This window comes from Tahibacter amnicola (assembly GCF_025398735.1).
GTDB lineage: Bacteria > Pseudomonadota > Gammaproteobacteria > Xanthomonadales > Rhodanobacteraceae > Tahibacter > Tahibacter amnicola.
This window is the reverse complement of sequence record NZ_CP104694.1, coordinates 1027138-1049662: the sequence shown is the minus strand read 5'-3', so window position 1 is coordinate 1049662 and position 22525 is coordinate 1027138. Positions and strand designations below refer to the sequence as shown.

General features: G+C 66.1%; 19 protein-coding genes and 1 pseudogene. 4 read left to right on the top strand and 16 right to left on the bottom strand.

Annotated elements, in window-relative coordinates; all coding sequences use genetic code 11:
* Nucleotides 1-11 precede the first annotated feature (11 nt).
* Nucleotides 12-476 carry a hypothetical protein gene (locus N4264_RS04370; protein ID WP_261695857.1) on the top strand — a complete coding sequence of 155 codons (465 nt, stop codon included), beginning with the start codon at nucleotides 12-14 and terminating at the stop codon, nucleotides 474-476.
* Between the two features lie 99 nt (nucleotides 477-575).
* Here the strand turns inward: N4264_RS04370 and N4264_RS04365 are convergent, their stop codons facing one another.
* Nucleotides 576-1601, bottom strand: a complete 1026-nt coding sequence (locus N4264_RS04365) for a LysR family transcriptional regulator (RefSeq protein WP_261695856.1) — start codon at nucleotides 1599-1601, stop codon at nucleotides 576-578.
* A gap of 361 nt (nucleotides 1602-1962) precedes the next feature.
* Here N4264_RS04365 and cysG point away from each other — a divergent pair, with 361 nt between their 5' ends.
* The gene (gene cysG / locus N4264_RS04360; RefSeq protein ID WP_261695855.1) at nucleotides 1963-3411 is read left to right on the top strand and encodes a siroheme synthase CysG; all 1449 of its coding nucleotides are present in this window, start codon (nucleotides 1963-1965) and stop codon (nucleotides 3409-3411) included.
* Between the two features lie 37 nt (nucleotides 3412-3448).
* Nucleotides 3449-4423, top strand: a complete 975-nt coding sequence (gene cysK / locus N4264_RS04355) for a cysteine synthase A (protein ID WP_261695854.1) — start codon at nucleotides 3449-3451, stop codon at nucleotides 4421-4423.
* Between the two features lie 72 nt (nucleotides 4424-4495).
* Here cysK and N4264_RS04350 read toward each other — a convergent pair whose 3' ends face one another.
* From N4264_RS04350 to N4264_RS04340, 3 genes are all read right to left on the bottom strand, one after another.
* The gene (locus N4264_RS04350) at nucleotides 4496-7615 is read right to left on the bottom strand and encodes an efflux RND transporter permease subunit (RefSeq protein ID WP_261695853.1); all 3120 of its coding nucleotides are present in this window, start codon (nucleotides 7613-7615) and stop codon (nucleotides 4496-4498) included.
* Nucleotides 7616-7625: 10 nt separating this feature from the next.
* Entirely contained in the window at nucleotides 7626-8699 is a 1074-nt protein-coding gene (locus N4264_RS04345; RefSeq protein ID WP_261695852.1) for an efflux RND transporter periplasmic adaptor subunit, read from the bottom strand.
* A 389-nt stretch (nucleotides 8700-9088) separates the two neighbouring features.
* Nucleotides 9089-9550 carry a MarR family winged helix-turn-helix transcriptional regulator gene (locus N4264_RS04340; protein ID WP_261695851.1) on the bottom strand — a complete coding sequence of 154 codons (462 nt, stop codon included), beginning with the start codon at nucleotides 9548-9550 and terminating at the stop codon, nucleotides 9089-9091.
* Nucleotides 9551-9711: 161 nt separating this feature from the next.
* Here N4264_RS04340 and N4264_RS04335 point away from each other — a divergent pair, with 161 nt between their 5' ends.
* The gene (locus N4264_RS04335) at nucleotides 9712-10278 is read left to right on the top strand and encodes an O-acetyl-ADP-ribose deacetylase (RefSeq protein WP_261695850.1); all 567 of its coding nucleotides are present in this window, start codon (nucleotides 9712-9714) and stop codon (nucleotides 10276-10278) included.
* A gap of 181 nt (nucleotides 10279-10459) precedes the next feature.
* Here the strand turns inward: N4264_RS04335 and N4264_RS04330 are convergent, their stop codons facing one another.
* The 12 genes and pseudogenes from N4264_RS04330 to N4264_RS04275 all read right to left on the bottom strand — a co-directional run bounded on the left by N4264_RS04330 (nucleotide 10460) and on the right by N4264_RS04275 (nucleotide 22343).
* Nucleotides 10460-11470 (bottom strand): class I fructose-bisphosphate aldolase, encoded by a 1011-nt coding sequence (locus tag N4264_RS04330; RefSeq protein WP_261695849.1) that lies wholly within the window; start codon nucleotides 11468-11470, stop codon nucleotides 10460-10462.
* 76 nt (nucleotides 11471-11546) lie between these two features.
* Nucleotides 11547-12265 (bottom strand): annotated as a pseudogene (locus tag N4264_RS04325) (alpha/beta hydrolase family protein).
* Nucleotides 12266-13033: 768 nt separating this feature from the next.
* Complete coding sequence (locus N4264_RS04320; protein WP_261695848.1) at nucleotides 13034-13567, bottom strand: energy transducer TonB; 534 nt, start codon at nucleotides 13565-13567, stop codon at nucleotides 13034-13036.
* On the bottom strand, nucleotides 13560-14105 hold the full coding sequence (locus tag N4264_RS04315; protein ID WP_261695847.1) for a hypothetical protein: 546 nt from the start codon (nucleotides 14103-14105) through the stop codon (nucleotides 13560-13562). Before N4264_RS04315 ends, N4264_RS04320 begins: the two co-directional genes overlap by 8 nt.
* Nucleotides 14106-14399: 294 nt before the next feature.
* A complete protein-coding gene (pyk, locus tag N4264_RS04310; RefSeq protein ID WP_261695846.1) occupies nucleotides 14400-15860 on the bottom strand; it encodes a pyruvate kinase in 1461 nt (486 codons plus the stop codon).
* A 176-nt stretch (nucleotides 15861-16036) separates the two neighbouring features.
* A complete protein-coding gene (locus N4264_RS04305; protein WP_261695845.1) occupies nucleotides 16037-16792 on the bottom strand; it encodes a S1/P1 nuclease in 756 nt (251 codons plus the stop codon).
* Nucleotides 16793-16880: 88 nt separating this feature from the next.
* A complete protein-coding gene (locus N4264_RS04300; protein ID WP_261695844.1) occupies nucleotides 16881-17759 on the bottom strand; it encodes an MBL fold metallo-hydrolase in 879 nt (292 codons plus the stop codon).
* 107 nt (nucleotides 17760-17866) lie between these two features.
* On the bottom strand, nucleotides 17867-18454 hold the full coding sequence (locus N4264_RS04295; RefSeq protein WP_261695843.1) for an MbcA/ParS/Xre antitoxin family protein: 588 nt from the start codon (nucleotides 18452-18454) through the stop codon (nucleotides 17867-17869).
* Between the two features lie 319 nt (nucleotides 18455-18773).
* Nucleotides 18774-19751, bottom strand: a complete 978-nt coding sequence (locus N4264_RS04290; protein ID WP_261695842.1) for a HEAT repeat domain-containing protein — start codon at nucleotides 19749-19751, stop codon at nucleotides 18774-18776.
* Entirely contained in the window at nucleotides 19748-20989 is a 1242-nt protein-coding gene (locus tag N4264_RS04285) for a HEAT repeat domain-containing protein (RefSeq protein WP_261695841.1), read from the bottom strand. The genes N4264_RS04290 and N4264_RS04285 overlap by 4 nt, the downstream gene beginning before the upstream one ends.
* A 12-nt stretch (nucleotides 20990-21001) precedes the next feature.
* Complete coding sequence (locus N4264_RS04280; RefSeq protein WP_261695840.1) at nucleotides 21002-21769, bottom strand: hypothetical protein; 768 nt, start codon at nucleotides 21767-21769, stop codon at nucleotides 21002-21004.
* Nucleotides 21770-21773: 4 nt separating this feature from the next.
* Nucleotides 21774-22343: an RNA polymerase sigma factor gene (locus N4264_RS04275; RefSeq protein WP_261695839.1), complete on the bottom strand. Its 570-nt coding sequence runs from the start codon at nucleotides 22341-22343 to the stop codon at nucleotides 21774-21776.
* Between the last annotated feature and the right edge of the window lie 182 nt (nucleotides 22344-22525).

Sequence of the window (22525 nt, the reverse complement as noted above, 5' to 3'; positions counted from 1 at the left end):
GGCGGATGCCGATGATCCCCAGACGCGTTCTGTTCGCCCTAGGGCTGGCGGCAGCCTCGACGCCCGCAGCAGCGTCGGAATGCGCTGCGCCGTTGCAGGTGGACCGCGGAACCATTGTCGCCGTGACCGGCGTGTTGCAGCGGGACATCCACTGGGGCCCGCCCAACTTCGGCGAGAATCCCGAGTCGGATGCGCGTTTCGATGCCTGGATACTGGTGGTGTCCCCGGAGCTCGACGTGCGGCTGTCCGATCCCGCCAAGGGGCCCGAGCGACAACGGCTGTCGCGGCTGCAGCTGAGCGTCGCTCCGGAAATTGCCTCGCGCGCGGAGCTGCTGCGCCGCGTCGGCCAATCGGTGCGCGCGTCGGGGAAGCTGTGGTCCGCATCCACGCCGGGCGACGTACTGCCCGTGGTGATGGGCGTGACGGCGATGGCGACGGGTACGCCCGGCGATACCCTCACCTGTGCCTCACGCTGAGCCCGGCCTCGCGCGAAGCTGCCGTGCAAGAGACAAAGGGGCCTCTCGGCCCCTTTGTATTCTCTTCCCGGAGTGGCGCGTCGAAGGCGCCGTGGTTCCCTAGGCCGCCTGTGCGGTCAGGTGCGCAACGTTGGCGGATTTCGCCTCGGTAGCAGCAACCAGCTGACGCCAGTGCGGAGGTTGCGGCCAGTCCGGCGTGGTGATGCCGTCGAGCACGCGGCGCAGGCCGCGGCGATCGAGCTGCGGAGCGAGCTCCGCTACCAGATCCAGAGCATAGTCACGCAGGACGCGGTCGCGGCGCAGTACGACCCAGGTGGTGCACACCGGGAACATGCCCGGGGCGGGCAGTGCCTTGAGGTCGACCAGGTCTTCCGGCGTCATCGCCATTTCGGCGAGGACACCCACGCCGAGACCGGCGCGGACGTAGGTCTTGATCAGGTCGGCATCACGCGCCGTGATCGCGATACGCGGCAGGAGCCCCGCGCCGAGGAAGGCGCGTCGCAGGGACGAATCGGGCTTGAGCGACGATTCGTAGCTGACGAGCGGGTACTCGGCGAGTTCATCGAGCTTGGGCGCGACATCCAGGCGAGCCAGCGGGTGCGAGCGCGGCACGAGCACGTGGCGGTCCCAGCGGAACAGCGGCACGGCCAGTCCGCCGGCGGGAACGCTGCCGGCCGTGCTGACGATGGCGATATCCGCTTCGCCGCGCTCGAGCAACGCAAGGACTTCCGCGTCGCCGCTGGGCTTGAGGTGGACACTGACCTGGGGGTAGCGGCGCTTCAGATTGGCTACCGTCCGCGGCAGCACGAAACGCGCTTGTGTATGGGTGGTGGCGATGCGCAGTTCGCCTTGCGCTTCATTGCGCAGGTTGGCGGCGAGCGCGCGAATGTTGGCGGCTTCGGCAAGGATCACGCGGGCGCGGTCGATGACCTGGACGCCGGCCGGGGTGATGCGCTCGAGGCTTTTGCCCTTGCGGGCGAAGATCTGGAAGCCGAGTTCATCTTCCAATTGCTTGAGCTGCTTGGAGATGCCGGGCTGGGTGGCGTGGACGCGCTCTGCTGCCAGAGTGATGTTCAGGCCGGAATCGGCAATTGCAATGAGGTAACGGAGCTGCGTGAGTGTCATGACGGCCTTCTCTGGGGAGATCGCAACAATTCGGACGAAAGCGAACGACGCCAATTGGTAAGGGAATAATTGGTACAAATTCGAGTTACGTAATTCATCGGTTTCATTAGGTGTCTCCGTCAGTGAAGCCTATCCTCGGCCTACAAGGGCCGTCCGGATAGGCTGTGGGTCGATCCGATAATAACCACGGATCATTTGGCCGTCTATACGGCCATACAGACCTACATGCCGCAAGTGAATAACGGCAAAGCGTTTGCTCACTTCCCTGCGCCGCGACGGGCGCCCAGCATGATCCGGTGTGATCTGACGGACTTCGCGTCAGATCCAATCGCTATAACACCGTTTCAAGCCGAATGCCGCCATGTCCGTCTCCCGACTCTATCCGATATTCGCCGATCTTGCTTCCCGACCCGTTCTTGTGGTTGGAGGCGGCTGCGTGGCGGAACGGAAAATCGCCGGTCTGCTGGAGGCCGGGGCGGATATCACCGTGGGTGCGCCCGCCCTCACCCAGCCCCTTCAGGCCTGGGTCGCCGCCGGGCGGATCCGGTGGATTAGCGGCATTTTCGCCGGCGATTGGCTCACCAACGCCTGGCTGGTGATCGCCGCGACGGACGACCGCGGCGTGAACGCCGCGGTGGCCGAGGCGGGTCGCGAACAGCGCGTTTTTGTCAACGTGGTGGACGATGCCGCACTGTCGAGCTTCCAGGTACCGGCCGTCGTCGATCGGGCGCCGCTGGTCGTGGCGATCTCCAGCGGCGGCGCAGCGCCCGTACTCGCACGGATGGTGCGTGAAAAATTGGAAACGCTGCTCGATCCGTCGCTGGGCTCCCTCGCGCGCTTCGCCGAGCGCTGGCGTGACCGGATCCGCCAGCAGTTGCGTGATCTGGGCCAGCGTCGGCGGTTTCTCGAGAAACTGTTTTCCGGTCCGGTCGCGGACCTGGTGCGCGCGGGCCGTGAAGAAGACGCCGACGCTGCCCTGGCGCACCAGCTGGCCCCCGGCACCGTCCCGGCCGCGCCGGGCCATGTGGTGCTGGTCGGCGCAGGCCCCGGTGACCCGGGCCTGCTCACCCTCAAGGGGCTGCGTGCGCTGAACGAGGCGGACGTGATCCTGCACGACCGTCTTGTCAGCCCCGAAGTCCTGCAGCTCGCACGCCGCGACGCGCACTTCGTGGAAGTGGGCAAGGAGTCGGGCACGCATCACACCACCCAGGCGCGCATCCACGAACTCCTGCTGCAGTACGCCCGCGCGGGCAAGCGCGTGGTTCGGCTCAAGGGCGGCGACCCTTTCGTGTTCGGGCGCGGCGGCGAGGAACTGGAAGTGCTGCGTGATGCGGGCATCCCGTACGAAGTGGTGCCAGGCATCACCGCGGCCCTGGCCTGCGCCGCGTATGCCGGCATACCGCTGACGCACCGCGATCACGCGCAGTCCGCCCGGCTGGTGACCGCACACTGCAAGGATTCGCTCGACACCCTGGACTGGCGCGCCCTCGCCGCCGAGCGGCAGACGCTGGCGGTCTACATGGGCGTAGCGGGACTTGATCGCCTGAGCAGCCAGCTGATCGCTCACGGACGCCAGCCGCAGACGCCGGTGGCCATCATCGAGAATGGTTCGCGCCGCGAGCAGCGCGTGATCCTCGGCACGCTTGAGTCCCTGGGGCGTATTGCACAAGAACACACTGTGAAATCCCCCGCATTGTTGCTGCTGGGTGAAGTGGCGGCCCTGGGCAAGTCCCTGCACTGGTTCGGCGCCGCTCCGATCATTGATGCGCCGGCGGAAACCGGCGCACCCGACCTGGCGCGCGCCGCCTGACACCTCCTGCCCTCCTGGAAGAGACGGATTCCTTGCCATGATCTACGACAGCATCCTCGACACCATCGGCAACACCCCGATCGTCAAGCTGCACCGCCTGCCGCCCCGGCACGTCAACCTGTACGTGAAGGTGGAAGCCTTCAATCCAGCCGGCTCGGTCAAGGACCGCCTCGCACTCGCGATCGTGCTGGATGCGGAAAAGCGCGGCCTGCTCAAGCCCGGCCAGACCATCGTGGAAGCCACGTCCGGCAACACCGGCATCGCCCTGGCAGCCGTCGCGGCAGCGCGCGGCTATCCGTTCGTGGCGGTGATGTCGGATTCCTTCTCCATCGAGCGACGCAAGCTGATTCGCGCTTATGGTGCCAAGGTGATCCTCACGCCGGCGGCAGAGCGTGGCAGCGGCATGGTGAAGAAGGCCGAGGAACTGGCTGCCAGGCACGGCTGGTTTCTCGCCCGCCAGTTCCAGAATCCGGCCAACCCGGCCTGGCATCGCAGCACGACGGGGCCGGAAATCCTGCGCGATTTCGCCGGCAAGCGCCTGGACTACTTCGTCAGCGGCTGGGGCACCGGCGGCACCATCACCGGCGCCGGCGAAGTGCTGAAACTGGCACGCCCTGACATCCGCATCATTGCCTCGGAACCGGCCGGCGCCGCGCTGCTGTCGGGCCAGGAGTGGAAGCCGCACAAGATCCAGGGCTGGACGCCCGATTTCCTGCCGGAAGTGCTCAGCCGCACCGTGGCCGATGAAATTCTGCCGGTCGATGACATCGTGGCGCGCGACACCTCGCGCCGCCTCGCAGCGGAAGAAGGCATCTTCGTGGGCATCTCGGCCGGGGCGACCACGGCGGCCGCCCTGCGGGTGGCCGAGACGGCGCCGGAAGGTTCGGTCATCCTGGCCGTGCTGCCGGATACCGGCGAGCGCTATCTGTCGACGATCCTGTTCGAAGGCGTCGCTGACGGCTCGGACGACGAGTGGCTGGCAAGCCTGGACGTGTCTGACAAGGCTGCCTGATCGCGGATATCGCCCGAACAGAAGGCCGGACCACCAGTCCGGCCTTCTGCATTCAGGCCCGGCGCAGCGGCGTCATCCGGCCTGCTCGGCGTCGGGGAAAGCCTCGCCTTCAGCGTGAATCTGGCGCGCTACCGATTCGGGTGAGCGTGTGAACCGCGCCAGGAGCAGATAGAACGCCGGCACGACAAATAGCGACAGCGCGGTCGAGAAGGCCACGCCGAACACGACGACGACGCCAATCGTCACGCGGCTGGCGGCACCTGCACCGCTGGCCAGCACCAGCGGCACCGCGCCCGTCATGGTGGCGACCGACGTCATCAGGATCGGGCGCAGACGCACCGACGCGGCCTCCAGAATGGCGTCGCGGATCTCGCGGCCGTTGTCGCGCAGCTGGTTGGCGAATTCGACAATCAAGATGCCGTTCTTTGCCGCCAGGCCCACCAGCATGACGATGCCGATCTGGCTGAACAGGTTCAGGCTGGAACCCCACAGCCACAGACCGAGCAGAGCGCCGAGCACGGCCAGCGGCACTGTCAGCATGATCACCAGCGGATGAATGAAGCTTTCGAACTGCGCCGCGAGCACCAGGAACACAATCAGTAGCGCCATGGCAAAGGTGAAGGCCACCGCGCCGCCGGCCTTCTGGTATTCGCGGGATTCGCCCTTGTAATCCAGCTGGGCGACCTGCGGCAACTCCTCGGCCGCGGTCTTCTTCATCCATTCCAGCGCCTCGCCCAATGTATAGCCCGGTGCCAGGCCTGCCGACAGCGTGATGGCCCGCATGCGGTTGAAGCGGTTGAGCGTGCCAGGCTCTGCCAGCTCGGTGAGGGTGACCAGGTTCGACAGCGGAATCAGCTGGCCACCGCGGCCGCGAACGTACAGGTTGGTGAGGTCCGTCGGGCTGCGCCGGTCCGATTCCTGCGCCTGCACGATGACGTCATACTCCTCGCCGCCATCAATGAACGTGGTGACCCGGCGCGAACCCATCATGGTTTCGAGCGTACGGCCGATGTCCGCCACCGCGACGCCCATGTCCGAGGCGCGCGAACGGTCGATCGCGACACGCAGCTGCGGGCGGGTTTCCTTGTAGTCCGAATCGACGGCGAACAGTGACGGGTTCTTCTCCATGCGCGCCAGCAGGCGATCGCGCCAGCCGACGAGCTCGTCGTAGCTCGGCCCCCCGAGCACCACCTGCAGCGGCTGTCCCATCGATCGCACGAGGCCCTGGCGGATGATCGGAATCGCCCGCACGCCCGGGATCCCGGCCAGCCGCTTGCGCGCCTCCTCGAGCACCTGCACGGTGGTGAGTGTGCGTTCCTGCCATGGCTTGAGCAGTACCACGGCCTGGCCGGTATGCATTTCCTCGCTGCGACCAAATCCGCCGGGAACGCGGGCGTTGATGCGATAGACCGGGCTGTTGCCGGTGGTCATGTCGAGCAGGCGATTCTCTACTTCCTGTACCTGGCGGACGGTGTAGTCAAAACCCGCCCCTTCCGGCCCCTGCACCATCGTGAAGAACGCACCGCGGTCCTCCGGCGGCGCCAGTTCGCGCGGCACGCTGCTGAAGAGCAGGCCGATCGCTACGGCAGCGATAGCAAGTACGCCCGCGATTGCCCAGGTGTGGCCGATGCTGGCCTGCAGACTGCGGCGATACAGCTGCGAGAGCGACTCCAGCCGGCGTTCGGTCCAGGCGGTGAATCCCTGCTGCCCGGCATGGGGACGCAACAGGCGCGAACACATCATGGGTGTCAGGGTGAGTGCGACGAAGGCGGAAATGGCCACGGCGCTGGCCACCGCCACCGCCAGCTCGCGGAACAGGCGCCCGTTGTTGCCTTCCATGAAGGCGATCGGCAGGAACACGGCCACCAGCACGGCCGTCGTCGCGATCACGGCAAACGCGACCTGGCGTGCGCCCCGGTAGGCGGCGATCAGCGGTGGCTCACCCAGGTCGCAGCGGCGCTGGCAGTTCTCCAGCACGACGATGGCGTCATCGACGACCAGGCCGATAGAAAGCACCAGCGCCAGCAGCGTCAACAGATTGATGGAGAATCCGAAGGCATACAGGCCGAAGAAGGCCGCGACGACACACACCGGCACCGTCACCGCGGGAATCAGGGCCGCACGCACACTGCCCAGGAACAGGAAAATCACCACCAGCACCAGCGCGACGGCTTCGAACAGCGTCTTGTAGACCTGGTTCACTGCTGCATCAATGAAGATGGTGGAGTCATAGCTCACGCCGATCGTCGTGCCTTCGGGCAGCGATTCCTGGATGCGCGCCATTTCCGTTTTCACATTCTTGGCCACTTCCAGGCTGTTCGCAGTGGACGTCTTGACGATACCCAGACCGACCATCGGCGTGCCATTGCCACGGAACCAGGCGCGCCGCTCCTCGGCGCCGCGCTCGACTTTCGCCACTTCGGCCAGGCGTATGACGTGGCCGTCCTCGCCCTTGCCGATGGCCATCTGGCCGAAATCGTCGGGTGTGCGGTAGTCACGCGCGATACGCAGGGTGAAATCGCGCGTATCAGATTCGATGCGCCCGGCGGGCAGCTCGACGTTCTCGCGCCGCAGGGCGTTCTCTATGTCACTGACGGTGAGATTGCGCGCGGCCAGGGCTTCGCGGTTCATCCAGATACGCATTGCGTAGCGCTGCCCGCCGGAATAGTTCACCTGCGCCACGCCATCGAGCGAGGACAGGCGGTCGACGACGTAGCGATCCGCGTAATCGGTCAGTGCCAGCGTGTCGAGCTGGCTGGAGCTGAGGTTCAGCCAGATGATGACGTCGGCGTCGCCCTCGACCTTTGCCACCTGTGGCGGATTCACTTCCTCGGGCAGGCGATCGGCGGCGCGGCTGACGGCATCACGCACGTCGTTGGCGGCGCCTTCGATATCGCGACTGAGGGTGAACTCCAGCGTGATGGTGGACCGTCCGCTGCGGCTGGAGGATTGCACCGACTCGATGCCTTCGATGCCCGCGACGGCATCTTCCAGCACCTGGGTCACGCGCGTCTCGACCACGGCCGCCGATGCACCGACATAGTTGGTGTCGATCGACACCACCGGCGGATCGATATTGGGCAGTTCGCGCAAGGGCAGGCGCAGGAAGGCGATCACGCCCAGCACCACCAGCAGCAACGACATCACCATCGCAAAGACGGGGCGTTTGACGGACAGATCGGACAGCAACATGGCGGTGCCGTCAGTTGGCCGCGGTCGCCGGCGTAGCCGGCGGCTCGACGATGGCGACCTTGGCGCCGCCACGCAGTTTCACCGTGCCCTCGACCACTACCCGGTCACCAGGCTGGAGACCGGAAATCACTTCCACCTCCCCGCGCCGGCGCACACCGAGGCCGATTTTCACCTGCTCGACCGTGCTGTCGCCGCGGATGCGATACACGTAGGCATCGGTGCCCACCTGCACCAGCGCGATCTCCGGAAGGGCCAGCGCCTGGCGCTCGGGCCGCAGCAGGCGCACCGACAGCAACATGCCCGGACGCAACGCATGATCGGTGTTGTCGATCTCGGCACGGACGATGATCGACCGCGTCACCGGATCCACGCGCGAATCGACCGACAGCACGCGGCCGTGAAACTCGCGCCCCGGCCAGGCCACGCTCGTGGCGGTGACATCCTGGTTGGCCGACAGCGCGGCGATGAAGGTTTCCGGCACGGAGAAGTCGAGCTTGATGCGATCGATGTCGTCAAGCGTGGTGATCGGCGTACCTGGCGTGACCAGGGTGCCGGGACTGACCTGGCGCAGCCCGAGCACGCCGCCGAAGGGCGCGGTGATGACGCGATCAGCCAGCTGCGCGCGGATCGCCTCGACCTTGGCCTGGTTCGAGTCGCGCGCGGCCTGCGCCGTATCGAACAGTGCCTTGGAAACGGTGCCCTGGGTGACCAGGTCCTGCTGCCGCTGGTACTGGCGCTGGGCGTCCTTGGCCGTGGCCTGGGCATCCTTGAGCTGGGCCGCCTGCTGGTGCGAGGTGAGCTCGACCAGGACGTCGCCCGCTGCCACTTTCTGGCCGTCGGTGAAGTTCACCTTGCGGACGGTCTCGGCAATCTTGGCCGTCAGCGTGATCGACTCGTTCGCACGGGCGGTGCCCAGGGCCTGGATCTCGTCCGTCCACGGTGCGGGCTCGACGACGCGGGCTGTCACGCTGACCGGCGGGCTCGGCGGTGGCGCGGCGGCGCCGCCGCTGCGTCCGCAACCGGCCAGCACTGCGCTGCCGAGTGTCAGGACGAGAAGGAACCGCGAACCGATACTGCGTGTCATCGAATGTCCTTGACCGATCCGGCACCGGCCTGCGTCGAGGTTCCGGCCGGGACGGCACTGCCTGGCTGAAGCATTGGGTCTGTCGGGTATTTCAGCAATCCGTTCAAGGCGTCCGGCCCCATGATCCGCCGCAATCGGCGCAGGTGCCAGCACCAGCGTTGCCGTGATCGCCCATGAGCGCGGTATCGCAGCTGCGGAGGGGTTCCTCATCCGCCAGAAGTCATTGGCAGCGGCCAACCGTCTGCGGCATGCGACGAACCGTAGCGCCGTGCAACGGCGCCGCATGGCGCGCGAAAAATGCATCATGTTCCACAATGTTGTCTGCGCACCGCCGGTAGCGTCGCTGTGCGGCGCCCGCGTCGATGCGTCGAGGTGGCGGAAATCGTGGCTCACGCGTCTGAATCGACGGGCGGCAGGTCCAGTGCCAGGAGATTCTGCTTCATCTGGTCGACGACGCGACGGAACACCGCGACATCCGCCTCGGCAACGCCGGCGAAGGTGTCGTCGCAGAGGCCGTCGGCGATGACGTCCATCTTGCCGGTGATGCCGTGCGCCTTGGCGGTGATGTGCAGGCGCCAGCAGCGGCGGTCCGCAGGGTCCGCGCGGCGCTCGACGAACTGCGCCATAACCAGGCGATCCACGACGCGACCGACCGGAATCGGCTCCATCTCCAGCCGCTCCGCCAGCATTTTCTGGGTAATGCCCGGTTCGCTATCGATGAAACGCAGGGCACGCCATTGCGCCCGGGTAAGGCCCAGTGGTTCGGCGCGACGGTCGAACCGGGTGCGCAGCAGACGCGTGACGTCGAACAGGGGGACGAGAATCGCAGCGCGATGGTCGGACGAAGGCATGATTGCCACGATTATTATTGCCTGGTCAGGTATTGTTCAAGCGACCTGGACACTGGTAGTCCGCCGAAGCGGCAACACAGACAAACGGTGGCGCGGGCTACCCTGTCGTTGCATCCTGTGCGTGCGGTGCGACACAGGCACCGCCTCGCCAGCCCACCGCAATGACGGACCCTGCCCGTATGGAACCGGTACTGGAAGTCGTCGAGGGCGACATTACACGCCTGGCCGTCGACGCCATCGTCAATGCCGCCAATGAAAGCCTGACCGGTGGCGGCGGCGTGGACGGCGCCATCCATCGGGCCGCGGGCCGCGCCCTTCTCGAGGAATGTCTGGCGATACCACAGGTGCGCCCGCACGTGCGCTGCCCGACCGGCGAGGCGCGCCTGACGGGTGGGCACCGCCTGCCGGCCCGGCATGTGATCCATACCGTGGGCCCGGTCTGGTACGGCGGGGACAAGGGAGAACCGGCCCTGCTCGCTGCGTGCTATGCGCAACGCCTGCGGCTGGCCCAGGCCAATGACATCCGCACTATCGCGTTTCCGGCCATCAGCTGTGGGGTCTTCGGCTACCCGCTGGACGCGGCGACACGGGTAGCGATCGAGACGATACACGTGGAAACGCTGCAGCCGACCGGCATCGCGCGCATCTACTTCTGCGCATTCAGCAAGGACGTGGCCGCCGCCTACCAGCGCGCGCTGTCAGCGCTGGGTACCGCCCGTTCCGTCTGAATCCACGCGCGGCGCAAACACGGAAAAGCGGGCGCCAAGGCGCTGCACGCACATACAAAAGAAAACGGGCGCCAAGGCGCTGCACGCACATGCAAAAGAAAACGGGCGCCAAGGCGCTGCACGCACATACAAAAGAAAACGGGCGCCAAGGCGCCCGTTATGTACAACCGGTCGAAGTCGCTTACGCGCTCTTCTTCCACTGGCCAAGCGCGGCCAGGCCATTTTCGCGGGCGCGCTGGGCGACGGTCTTCTGGGCGTCGGCGAAGTTCTTCGCCATGTCCTTGGACCACAGCTTGAGTGCCGCCGACTGCATGGCGCGGCCGTAGGAGAACGACAGCGGCCACGGGTGCGGGCCCATCTGGTTCATCGCATTCAGGTGCGCGGTGGCCTGCTCGTCGGACTGGCCGCCGGACAGGAACACGATGCCCGGCAGCGACGCCGGCACGCTGGCCTTCAGGCAGCGCACGGTGGCTTCGGCCACTTCGTCGACCGAGGCCTGGTCCGGGCAATCCTTGCCGGCGATGACCATGCTGGCCTTGAGAATCGTGCCTTCCAGCAGGACGTTCTGCTCATACAGCGAGGCGAACAGCGAACGCAGGGTGACTTCGGTGACGTCGTAGCAGACGTCAAGGTCGTGCGTGCCGTCCATCAGCACTTCCGGTTCCACCATCGGCACGATGCCGGCTTCCTGGCACAGCGCGGCGTAACGGGCCAGCGCATGGCAGTTGGCTTCGATGCAGGTCGAGCTCGGCATGTCTTCGCCGATGTTGATGACGGCGCGCCACTTGGCGAACTTGGCGCCGAGCTGGGCGTATTCCTTGAGACGGTCGCGCAGGCCGTCCAGGCCTTCCGTGACCACTTCGCCCGGGAAGCCGGCCAGCGGCTGCGGGCCCTTGTCGACCTTGATGCCCGGCAGGATGCCGTTGTCGAGCATGATCTTGGTGAACGGAACGCCGGCGCGGCTGGACTGGCGCAGCGTTTCGTCATACAGGATGGCGCCGGAGATGTGGTCAGACAGGTTCGGCGCGGTCAGCAGCATCTCGCGGTAGGCACGGCGGTTTTCCTCGGTGCACTCAATGCCGACGCCGTCGAAACGCTTCTTGATCGTGGTGTTCGACTCGTCAATCGCGATGATGCCCTTGCCCGGGGCGACCATTGCCTGGGCAATGCTTTCCAGCTGTTCAATGCTCATGGATGACTCCGTGGATGTGAATCCGGTCGAGGCGCCGAAGGCGCGGCAGCCGCCCGGCGGCTGCGTGGACCGCGGATTATAGGCCAGTTGCGGCGGACTTGCCTGCTTCGCCCAGGCTTGCCAGGCATTCGCGGAGGAAGCGATCGGTGGCCGCGTGGACGGCGAGGCTGTCCTGCGGCCGCGACAGCGAGTGTCCCGCGCCAGGCAACGGCAGCCAGTGCGGCGCGTTGCCGGCGTTGGCCATCAGGCTGCGCAACCGCCACGCGTGTTCGAAATCCACCCGTTCGTCGGCAGTGCCGTGGATCAGCAGCAAGGGGCGCTTGATCCGCTCGTACTGATAGGTCGGCGAATGTGCCTTGAGCGTCTCCATTTCGGTCGTCGGATCGCCCACACGCTTGCGCACGACGTCGATGGCCTTGGGATCGCTGGCCACATCGCTGTTGGCGAAGAGGAGCGGAAGGTCGGTGACGGCGGCAATGGCGATACCACACCGGAACGTTTCCGGCGCACGAATCAGGCCCATCAGGGTGGAATAGCCGCCGTAGCTGCCCCCATCAGCGCGACCCGGCTGGCATCCAGCGGAAATTCCGCCAGTGCCCGGCCGAGGACCGCTTCGATGTCATCTTCGATGGCGCGCCCCCACTGCCGGTTACCGGCCTCCTCGAACTGGCGTCCGGCACCTCCGGATCCACGATAGTTGACCCGCAATACCGCAAACCCCTGGTTCGCGAGCAGTTGCACCGTAGGGTCGAAGTGCTTGTCGTCAAACACACCGATGGGACCGCCGTGCGGCATGACGACCAGCGGAAATGGGCCAGTGCCTGACGGCAGCGTGACGAGCCCGCGTATTTCGAGGCCGTCAGACGTTTTCGCGGCCACGGGCCTTGACGTCACCGGCTTGACGGCCGCGAACGGCTCGTACAGGTCGTAGAGTTTTTCCAGCGTCTTGCCGGTGGCGTCGTAGCGGTAGTAGGCGCCCCGATTGACCTCCGACAGGACCAGCACCGTCGCCTGTTCACCGCTGACCGAGTGATCGATCGGGATGATCAGCGCGTCCGGGAAGTGCCCCCCGACGGCCTTGGCGAGCGCGTCATCCTCGGGATCAAAGTAGTGCACGTTCGGCACGCCACCTGCGTAATACGCTGCGCCCAGGGGCACCTTGTCCCGTTGCCGGACCACCACACCCGTGATGTCTGCGCCGGGGTGGGAGAACAGCGTATCGCCGATCGATCCGTCAGCCAGGCTCACCTGGACCAGGTCAACCTGCGGACGCCCGGCATTGGTTCGGACCGAGAAGGGCAAGGAGGCGTGAGGGCATTGGGAGTCTCGGAGTGTTGCGGGCTGGAAGGTCGCCGGTGCGTATCGGACAACGGCAACGGAAGTGATCGCCTCGGCATCACGGCGCATCGGACCGCCGCCGGTTCGGCAGGGGCCAGTCCCGGAAGCAGCCATCACAGGGTTCCGGCGTCGATTGCCGCCAATGCCGCATGCCGCCGCAGTGCGGCGGTTCGTCGCACCGCGCAACCTCTCCGGAACGTCAGGTGTGCTGCTACTGCCGCCAGTTCACTGGTGCGGCGCGGCGCCCTGGCCGGTGGCGGGCGTCTCATTCTTCACGGGCGGCACCGTCGGCTCGCACTGCGCCAGTACCCTTTCCCGATACGCCGTGATCTGCGCCTGCCGCTCGGGCGTTCCCTGGACGGGTGGAAGATTGAACGGCAATACCACGCGTGTGGCCACGGGAACCACGCCCTGGTTGTTCGGCCCTGGCACGTAGCGCAGGTTCTGAACGACGCTGGTGGCGACGCTCCCCAGGTCACTGGCCGGATACAGCTTTTCAAGGCGGATATTGCTGGTGGTGCCGTTGGCTTCAATCACGTAGGCCACCGACGCACAGCTGGGCTTGTCCATGTTGCGGCCGGAATTGGGCACCAGCGCCTCCAGCGACGTGCTCGACACGAGCCAGTACTTGGCAAGGTCTTTCGGCGCGACCGGACGCGGCGAGGTCTGGGCGACGCTTTCACGGATCAGGAGGAATCCGCAGAGCAGGATCAGCATCATCACCACGATGGGGATGAAGCGGCGAACATTCTCATTCATGAGCCAAATCGTCCGTGTGCTTGACTGGGCTGGCATAGCGGGCGGTGCGCAGCAGGCGGACCATGCCGCGCGCACCGAAGCAAAGGGCGATTCCGAGGAGCATCTGGCCCGGGCCGTAGACCAGAGTGTCGACCCACTGCATGGCGCCGACGACGCTGTCGGCCTGCATGGCGTACGTCACGGCCAGCGCGCGGGCACTGCCCATGAGCAGGTAGAGCGCTCCCTGCATCACGAACCACAGCCCCAGTACGCTGAAAGCGATCCACTGCAGGTCGGCGCCGCCGATGTTGCTGGAGAACGGTTGCTGGCTGGCCCGGCTGGCCGCCAGGCGCGCCAGCGCACCGGGATAGATCCACAGCAGCGCCGTCGCCAGCAGGGAAACCAGTGCGGAACCGATGGTCCACAGGCTCAAGGCCGATCCACCGGTATCCGCGATCATTACCACGAACTGCGGCACGGCCATCACGGTCGCCAGAAACCACACCACGGCGCCAACGCGGATGACGATGCACAGAATCGTGTAAAGCGAGGTATTCATCTCAGTAACGACCTTAAGAATTCCGTTATGGTTCCTGATATATAGGGGAAAAGTCGCTTTACGCCGGCTGGACGCGCGTGAACGCACCGCTGCTGCAACAGGGCAACGGCCGAGCCAGGAACGGGATTCCCCTCAGCTACAGCTACCGTAAATTGGCGGCCGTTCGGCTCAGTCCGTCAGCAATTGTCCTGCCATGGCAAAAACGGTGCAGCCGCCCCCCGACGACTGGAACCGAATCGCCCGCCGACCGGCCGGCGTACATCCGTGGCCGATGGCGGGCTGAACCGTTGGAGACTACAGCTCCCCGAGCCCTTCGGCCAGTCCGCCCGACCCGACGCGCAGCAATTTGAGGGTATTGGTGCCCCCCAGCCGGCCGGTGTGATCACCTGTGGTAATGATCACGCGGTCGTTTTCCGAGAGGCGGCCGAGATTGAACAGGTGCTGGATGGCTGCCCGCGTGGCATGCGCCGGGTCGACGCCCCGGGCATCAAATTCCACGGGATAGACATCGCGATAGAGCTGCATGCGACGACGCGCCGCCGCACTTCGCGACAGCGCATAGATCGGCACCGCGGAGCGGTAGCGGCTGAGCCACTGCGCCGTGGCACCGGATTCCGTCAATGCCACGATCGCGCGCGGATTGACCTGGGTCGCCAGGAACATGGCCGACATCGCGATGGCCTGGTCCGTGCGGTCCAGTCGGTGCTGGCCGGGCTGGAATCCTTCCATCGGCTCGAACTGGCGCTCGGCACCCAGGCACACCCGGCGCATGGCGGCGACCGCCTTGTCGGGGTGGCGGCCCGACGCACTTTCCTGGCTCAACATGACTGCATCCGTCCCATCGATGACGGCATTGGCCACATCGAGCACTTCCGCGCGTGTGGGAATCGGCGCCTCGACCATCGACTGCAGCATTTGCGTGGCGGTGATCACGATACAGTTGCGGATCAGCGCCTCGCGAATGATCTTCTTCTGCAGGCCCGGCAATTCGGCGTCGCCGATTTCCACGCCCAGGTCGCCGCGCGCCACCATCACCGCATCGGATGCGTCGATGATCTCACCCAGCACGTCAATCGCTTCGGCGCGCTCGATCTTGGCGACCAGCGCCCCCTGCCCGGCCGCGGCGCGCAGGAGGCGACGCGCCTCGTTCATGTCCTCGGCAGACTTGGCGAACGAAACAGCGAGGAAGTCTGCGCCGATTTCGGCGGCCAGCTTGATGTCCGCGCGGTCTTTATCGCTCAACGCCGCGACGGACAATCCGCCACCCAGGCGGTTGAGCCCTTTCCGGTCCGACAGCACGCCGCCGTTGAGCACCTGGCAGCGCACCTCCGTGCCGACCACGTCGAGAACGGCAAGCGAGATCAGGCCGTCGTCCAGCAGCAGCGTATCGCCCGTCTGCACGTCTGCGGGCAGACCCAGGTAGCTCACGCCGACGCGCGCGTCGTCACCGGGCGCGGCGTCCGCGCGGCAGTCCAGGACAAACGGCTGGCCAGGCTCGAGATTGACCTTGCCCTTGGCGAACTTCTCGATGCGGATCTTCGGCCCCTGCAGGTCGGCCAGCACCCCGACTTCGCGACCCAGCGCCTCGGCCACCTGTCGCACTTCCACAGCGCGCCGGGCATGGTCGGCAGCGACGCCGTGGGAGAGGTTCAGGCGGACGATGTCCACGCCTTCTTCGATGATGCGCTTGAGCATGCCGGGCGCATCCGTGGCGGGGCCCAGTGTGGCGATGATCTTGGTGCGGCGAGTCTGCATAGGCGTTGTTGTTGTCCAGGTTCTCGTGGGGGATTGAGCGGCGGCTCCCGCGGCTCCGGCACACGCCGGCGGTACACGCACACCGGGGTCCACGCCGCCCTCCCCGACGACCCAGACCCGTCCTAAACCTAGCACAGCACCGGGTCATCCCTGCCAGCGCGCGGTCACAACCGGCGCTACTGCAGTGCGGTATTGATCAGATGAGCCAGGCGGTTGCCAGCCTCGCGCAGCCGCCGTTCGGCCTGGGGCAGGTGCCGGTCGAAGTAGGTGTCGTCTACTTTGCGCTTATCGGGATAAATATCGCCGTCGCGCACGATGCTGCAGGATTCCTGCGCCCACAGATCCGGCCGCAGCGCGTTGTCGCGCTCGACCAGGGCGCGCTGCAACGTCAGCTTTTTCGCGTACTGGGACCAGCTCAGCCCGGTGGAGTCGAGCATGATCGAATCCCACACGGAGTGCAGGTTCCTGGTGTCGCGGCCAACGCGCACCTGTTCCTCGTTACCGCCCTTGTCGCTGCGATAGCTGGCGTGCAACGGCTGGTGCACATCGCCGACGAAGTGAACGACGAAACGCAGGGCGTCGGCCCGTTCCTCGCGGGAACGCCGCTTGTCCTTGAGGATGTCCGTATTGCGACGGATGGCAATCACCACGCACTCGCCCCCGGCGCAGTCACGCCCGGCGTCGAAACGGCAGGTATCGCTGCGGATGTTGACGTAATGCTGGCGCGAGGTGGTGCGGAAGCGCGCCGGGTCGGTGTCGCGCAGGTCATCGGCCCAGACAGCGATGTCGACCAGGGTGCGTTCGTTGTCAGGCGCGAGCAACGAGACGACCTGCGTCTTTGCGGCGGGACTGAGCTGGTCTTCGGCCAGTTTCGCCACGGTGCGGTGCCCGACCGGGCCCCAGGCCCACGCGGCCGGAGACAACAAAAACACTACAAGGATAAAAAGGAAACGGTGCACGGCGGCGTCCTGTACCTTGCGGTTCGCCAGTGTGACATGGCCCGTGCAACCGCGCGACCCGCTAGCCGGGCTGCGTCACCGGGACGACCAGGAAGCAACGCCCTGCTTCGTCGGCATCGGGCAGGCGGCCTGCCCGGATATTCACCTGCAGTGCCGGATACAGCAGTCGCGGCACGGAAAGCCCGGCGTCACGGGACCGGCGAAACTGGACGTAGTCCGATTCGTCCGTCGTGGCGGCCAGGTGCGCGTTATCCTGCCTCTGCTCGTCGACCGGCACCTGGCTTCGCGGCTCGGCATCCCGGGCTGGATAGTCATGGCACAGGTACAGGCGGGTGTCGCCCGGCAAGGCATACAACCGGTGGATCGACTGGTACAGGCGGTGCGCGTCGCCGCCCGGGAAATCACAGCGCGCGGTGCCTGCGGTCGGCGAAAAGACGGTGTCGCCGACGAACACGGCGTTACCGATTCGGTAGCTCATGCTGTCGTTGGTGTGGCCTGGCGTGGCCAGCACCTCAATGACGGCCCCGCCCAACGGCAGCCGGTCGCCCTCGCGCAGCAGCCGGTCGAACTGCGATCCGTCAGTGGGAAATTCCGGCCCCAGCCCGAAACGGTCGCGAAATACCGCCTGGACGAAACAGATGCCCTCGCCGATGGCGGTGACGGCCGCATGACCCTCGGTTCTCAACCGGTTCTTGAGCCAATCCATGGCCGTGAGATGGTCTGCATGCGCGTGGGTTTCCAGGATCCAGGCGACCTGCAGCCGCTGCGTGCGGACATGCGCCAGGACTCGCTCGGCTGAGGCAGTACTGATGCGGCCGGACGGCATGTCGAAATCCCAGACCGGATCGATGATAGCGGCGTCGGTACCGGGCCCGCCGCTGACAATGTGCGACCAGGTGCCCGTAGTGGCATCAAAAAAAGAATCGACAACCGGCGACATCGGCAGCTCCGCGTCTGCAAAGCGGCATTGTGCAACGCCGTCGGGATGTCAGCCAATGAAGGAAAAGAGCGAGGCGGCAAGGTCGCCTGCCCGCCCGGGGCGGTGCCTCAGTAGACGCCGTGCTCCAGGCGCAACAGCTCGTTCACGACCAGCTCGCGGTCCCCCACCATCAGAACCTCCAGCGGAGACCGCTGCGACAGATGGTGATTGCGCGAACTGAACCAGGCTGCAGCGATGACGCTGTTGCCCAGTACGTGGGTGGCCAGCTGGACCAGGCTGTCATCGACCACGCGCAGCGTTTCGTACAGGCCGAGCGCGCGACGGGCGAAGGTTTCCTGCGCCGCCTGCAGTTCGGCGCGTGCGGTGCGGGCCTGGCGAGCCAGATCCGCCAGCACGGCGTTGTTCGCCAGGTGGGCGGGCGGCGTAAGGTTCGGATTCGCCGGTGCAGCCGGCGGAATGGGCTTGCCCAGCACACTCGCCGTCGGTGCAACCGGGCGCGATGCCGGCGGCGCAGGCTGCGTCGGCGGTAGCGGACGCCCCAGCACGCCACCTTGTTGCGCAGGAGCGGCCGGACGCGTTGGCGGCGGCACCGGCGCCTTGGGTGTCTGCGAAGAGACAGGCGACGTGCCAGCAGGCGTCGTTTCCGGCGCCGTGCTTGGCCAGGTGGGGACCCACGTCGATCGCTGCGTCGACATACTGCCTCCAAGGGAGACTGTTGTTACCGGTGACGCACCCCCATGTGCATCGGCCGGCCGGTGATTGACAGGCCAGCCCCGGACAGGCCTTCGAGACAAGCTTAGCATCGAAGCGCGCCATCCAAAATGTCGACCAGTTCACGTTTATCCGGGCAAAAAAACGTTTCGTCTGCTCGCTATTCTGGCTAGCTTGCCGCGCCAAGCCATTGCCTGGTCTGCTAATCTTGGCACGGCATAAGCCAGTTTCATCACGCTTGTCCGGACACCTGCCGGGCACTGGCGAATGGTCGAATCCCGACCGCCGGATTCCTCCCGGCGATCAGCGTTCGGGTGCGGAAAGCACCGTATCGAGAAAGGCGATCGCCTCGTCACTGCCGGTCTGGCCCAACCAGAAGATCGCCTGCCGCCGGACATCCCGTGGGTAATTTCCACGCGCAACGGCAATCAGGGCCTTTGCCGCACGCTCGTCACCCAGCTGCGACAGGGCAAAAACGCCCTCCTCGCGCACGCTCTCATCCTTCTCGCGCGTAATGAGCGAGAGGATTTCCGCCTCGGCCCGTTCGGGAAATTGCTGGGCCAGCCAGAACATCGCCTGGCCGCGCACGGAAGGCGCCGCATCGTCCCGGGCAATGGCGCGGATCCGATCGAACGTGTCGGTACCCTCGGCCTGCGACAGCGCGAAGATGGCCTTCTCGCGCAGCGCCGCATCCGGATCCTGCGTGGCAAAACGTGCAATCGTCTCCACGCCGGCAGCGCCACGGGTTTGTCCGATCCAGAACAGCGCATTTTCCCGGACTTTCATCGGGCGGCCCGGCGCCGCGGCGGCTTTCAGTGCCGCATCCGCCGGTGCACCTGCGTGCCAGGCGATCGCCGCCATGGCCTCATCGGACTGGGAAGTCCCCAGCTGCGCCGTCAACCACGCCACACTCTCGGCGGGCGCCGGGGCACCGAGGTCGGAGACCGGCACCGTGCTGTCGATCGGGCAGTCCTCGCTGGTCACGCGCAGCCGGCGAACCTTTCCGCCCTCGATCCGAGCGAACACCAGCAGGTCGCCCGACGCGCCGGATGCCACCGGCTTGTGCGTCGTCACACTCCAGTCGCGCTCATCCAGATGGCAGCGACGGTGCAGATCGCCCTTGCGCGAGTGAGACTGGCAACACGGCGCCGCCACGCCTTCGGCCAGCGGCACGCGCCAGCCCGCCCAGCCGTCCACTTTTCCCATTGCGCTGGAGAATCCGTCGGCCAGCGCTGCCGGGGATCCCACGAAGGCGATGGCCGCCAGTAGTGCCGTTTTCATGGATTCTCTCCTTTGTTGATCGCTTCTTCGATGACGTCGAGCGCGGCGTCGTCGCCGCTGGCCGTCAGGATTTTCAGAATCTGCTGCTTCTCCTCGCGGGTCTTGGCGATCGTGTACAGCTGCCGGAGCGCCTTGGTATTGCCCGCCACCATCAGCCCCTGGAGAACCGATTCGTGCCATCCGGGTGCATCGGATTTCCCGTACAGGTCGATCAGCACCTTGGATGCCGCGTCGGAGCCGGCGATGCCGATGGCCTGGAGCGCTTCCTTGCGGATCGACTCGGATTTCGCCGACTCGGCAATCCTTCGCAGTTGTTCCACGTCACCGCCCACGCCCAGGGCGTGCACGATGGCGCGCTGGGATTCCTCGTCGGGGAGATCGTCCAGGATGGACGCCAGCTCGGTCGTCGCGCCCATCGCGCCCAGCGCGTTGATGGCATCGCGACGCACGTTCTCGTCCGTTTCCTCCTTGGCCGCATCACGCAGCAGATCAGGGCGGTCCGCCACCAGCCAGGCCTGCATGACCTCGCGCCGCACCTCGACCGGCGCATTGCGGTAGATCTCGCTCAGCCGCTCGATGGCCGAACTGTCACCGCTGATGCCGAGCATGCGGATCGCCTCGTTGCGCATGGACGGCGAACCGTCGCGGGCGACATTGGCAATGATCGTGCGCGCCTCCGAGGTTTCGAACTGGCTGAGCACGAACAGGGCGCGCTTCTTGACCTTTTCGGAGTACTTCCCGCGCAACACCTTCTGTAGCAATGGAATCGCCCGCTCTTCCGGCGCGCTCATCAGCGCCATGATCGCCGTGTCGGCCAGCTCGTCATCGCCGAGTGCGTCGACCGACCCGGGGGGCGGCGTCGGCTGTGTCTGCCGGATCAGCGTGACGGCGTCCTTGTTCCAGCGACTTTCCGGGTACTTTTCGTGCAGACGCTCCACCGTGCGGCGCGCCTCGTCGATCCGACGTGCCTGCACCAGCGCGTAGGCTTGCCAGTAGACCGCGGCATCCGCGGCCTTTGGCTCCTTTTCGACCAGCTGGGCTTCCAGTCGCCGGAACCGTTCCAGCGCAACCGGCCAGTTGGACTCTTTCAAGGCCTCGTGGCCGCGCCAGTAAAGCGCTTCCAGTTCCTTGTCGTGCGGCGCCATGTCGCCATTCGCCTGGGGAAGCGCGGCGGCCCCGGCACTGAGCGCGATCAGCAGGGCTGTCGCCATCGCATTCTTCACAACGCGCAAAGTCATTGCACTGCTCCACTAGATACTGGTTGAACGGCGCGGTTCGATGCGCGCCTGCGTGGCCTTGAGTTCGAACAGCAGGTCGTTCTTTTCGACATACTCACGAAGGCCGTTGGAATCTTGGATGCCACCGGCGCCATTCTGGTTAGCCAGCTCCATCAGCAGCGGTTCCAGGCGACGCAGAAACTCCGCCAGGCGCGCGTTGCCGGCGCGCTGGGCCGCAGCGGCATACAGCCGGTTGGATTCGATCAGATCCTCGGCAATATCGCGATTACCAGCCAGCAATTCCGGGCTTTGTACGTTGACTGCGGTCAAAACCACATTTTGCGTTGTACGCAAATGTGCAGCGATATACGCCTCGAGCACCTTGTCGCCCATCGCGGCACCCTTTTCAGTTGCCGCCACCGGCGATGCTGCCGGCAACGGCGCCGAGTAGCGGCCGGCATAAAAGGCCACACCCAGGGCCAGAACCACGCCGGCAGCCGCTGCGAAGGCCGGGCGCAATGGCGCCTCCCACCAGCGTCGCAGCCATTGGGCAATTCCGGGCCGTGCCGGAGCCGGCCCGATGCGCTGCTCCAGCGCTGTCCACAGCCGGCGTTCGAAGCCGGCGTCCGGCTCGGGCACGGGCGCGGCGTCAGCGAGCGCCAGGGTCTGGCACAGGCGGGCATAGCGCGCCGCCAATGCGGGCGATTCAACCAGCGCGCGGTCGATCGCCGCCCAGCGATCCGCGTCGAGTCCGTCGCGGTAGTGGTAGAGAATCAGGTCGGAGTCACGAATCGGGTCCATGGCACTACCTCACGGTATCCAGCGCCAGACGCAACTTCTTCACGGCGCGGAAGATGGCCTGCTTGCAGGCCGATACATTGATCGAGAGCACGCCGCAGATTTCTTCCAGCGAATGTCCCTCGTGGTGACGCAGGACGAAAGCACTGCGCTCCAGGGCGCTCATACGCGCCAGCTGCGTTTCCACGCGCACGCGGATTTCGTGGCCGTCGGCGTGCAGATCCGGACCGGGCGTTTCGTCGGCATGGCGGGCCAGGAACGCCGCTTCTTCGTCGTCGTCTTCCAGGAGCCCGGCAAGGTTGTCCTCGCGATCGCCGCGGCGGCGCAGCTGTTCCAGTGCCGCGTTCACCACGATGCGGTGCATCCAGGTCGAGAAACGCGCGCGGCCATCGAAGTCGCGAAGGTGACGCCAGGCATTCCACAGGGCCTCCTGCACGGCATCCTCCGCCAGCGTGGCATCGCGCGTGATCCGCGCGGCGAGCGCGTGAAACGTGCGGGCGTGCGCATCCACCAGGCGCCGGAAGGCCACCCGATCCCCGTTACGGGCCGCTGCGACCCACTCGTCCTCGTTCGTCATGCGGTATCGGATGGTTCCTGGGCGCGATTGGTTAGCTGCCCATCGTGCTGCCGAAGGCAGTCCGCACTATACCCGCAGAATCAGTCACTTACCGAAGAGCTCGGCCGATACGTGCCACACCTGGCCAGCGCCGGTGGCGACGCCGGTCAAACGGGCCGGCTGCCAAGCCGCTACAATAGGCG

Excerpts from the sequence above, each read along its gene's own strand:
- N4264_RS04370 (WP_261695857.1), top strand. The coding sequence starts at position 12 with ATGATCCCCAGACGCGTTCTGTTCGCCCTAGGGCTGGCGGCAGCCTCG.
- N4264_RS04365 (WP_261695856.1), bottom strand. The coding sequence starts at position 1,601 with ATGACACTCACGCAGCTCCGTTACCTCATTGCAATTGCCGATTCCGGC.
- cysG (WP_261695855.1), top strand. The coding sequence starts at position 1,963 with ATGTCCGTCTCCCGACTCTATCCGATATTCGCCGATCTTGCTTCCCGA.
- cysK (WP_261695854.1), top strand. The coding sequence starts at position 3,449 with ATGATCTACGACAGCATCCTCGACACCATCGGCAACACCCCGATCGTC.
- N4264_RS04350 (WP_261695853.1), bottom strand. The coding sequence starts at position 7,615 with ATGTTGCTGTCCGATCTGTCCGTCAAACGCCCCGTCTTTGCGATGGTG.
- N4264_RS04345 (WP_261695852.1), bottom strand. The coding sequence starts at position 8,699 with ATGACACGCAGTATCGGTTCGCGGTTCCTTCTCGTCCTGACACTCGGC.
- N4264_RS04340 (WP_261695851.1), bottom strand. The coding sequence starts at position 9,550 with ATGCCTTCGTCCGACCATCGCGCTGCGATTCTCGTCCCCCTGTTCGAC.
- N4264_RS04335 (WP_261695850.1), top strand. The coding sequence starts at position 9,712 with ATGACGGACCCTGCCCGTATGGAACCGGTACTGGAAGTCGTCGAGGGC.
- N4264_RS04330 (WP_261695849.1), bottom strand. The coding sequence starts at position 11,470 with ATGAGCATTGAACAGCTGGAAAGCATTGCCCAGGCAATGGTCGCCCCG.
- N4264_RS04320 (WP_261695848.1), bottom strand. The coding sequence starts at position 13,567 with ATGAATGAGAATGTTCGCCGCTTCATCCCCATCGTGGTGATGATGCTG.
- N4264_RS04315 (WP_261695847.1), bottom strand. The coding sequence starts at position 14,105 with ATGAATACCTCGCTTTACACGATTCTGTGCATCGTCATCCGCGTTGGC.
- pyk (WP_261695846.1), bottom strand. The coding sequence starts at position 15,860 with ATGCAGACTCGCCGCACCAAGATCATCGCCACACTGGGCCCCGCCACG.
- N4264_RS04300 (WP_261695844.1), bottom strand. The coding sequence starts at position 17,759 with ATGTCGCCGGTTGTCGATTCTTTTTTTGATGCCACTACGGGCACCTGG.
- N4264_RS04295 (WP_261695843.1), bottom strand. The coding sequence starts at position 18,454 with ATGTCGACGCAGCGATCGACGTGGGTCCCCACCTGGCCAAGCACGGCG.
- N4264_RS04290 (WP_261695842.1), bottom strand. The coding sequence starts at position 19,751 with ATGAAAACGGCACTACTGGCGGCCATCGCCTTCGTGGGATCCCCGGCA.
- N4264_RS04285 (WP_261695841.1), bottom strand. The coding sequence starts at position 20,989 with ATGACTTTGCGCGTTGTGAAGAATGCGATGGCGACAGCCCTGCTGATC.
- N4264_RS04280 (WP_261695840.1), bottom strand. The coding sequence starts at position 21,769 with ATGGACCCGATTCGTGACTCCGACCTGATTCTCTACCACTACCGCGAC.
- N4264_RS04275 (WP_261695839.1), bottom strand. The coding sequence starts at position 22,343 with ATGACGAACGAGGACGAGTGGGTCGCAGCGGCCCGTAACGGGGATCGG.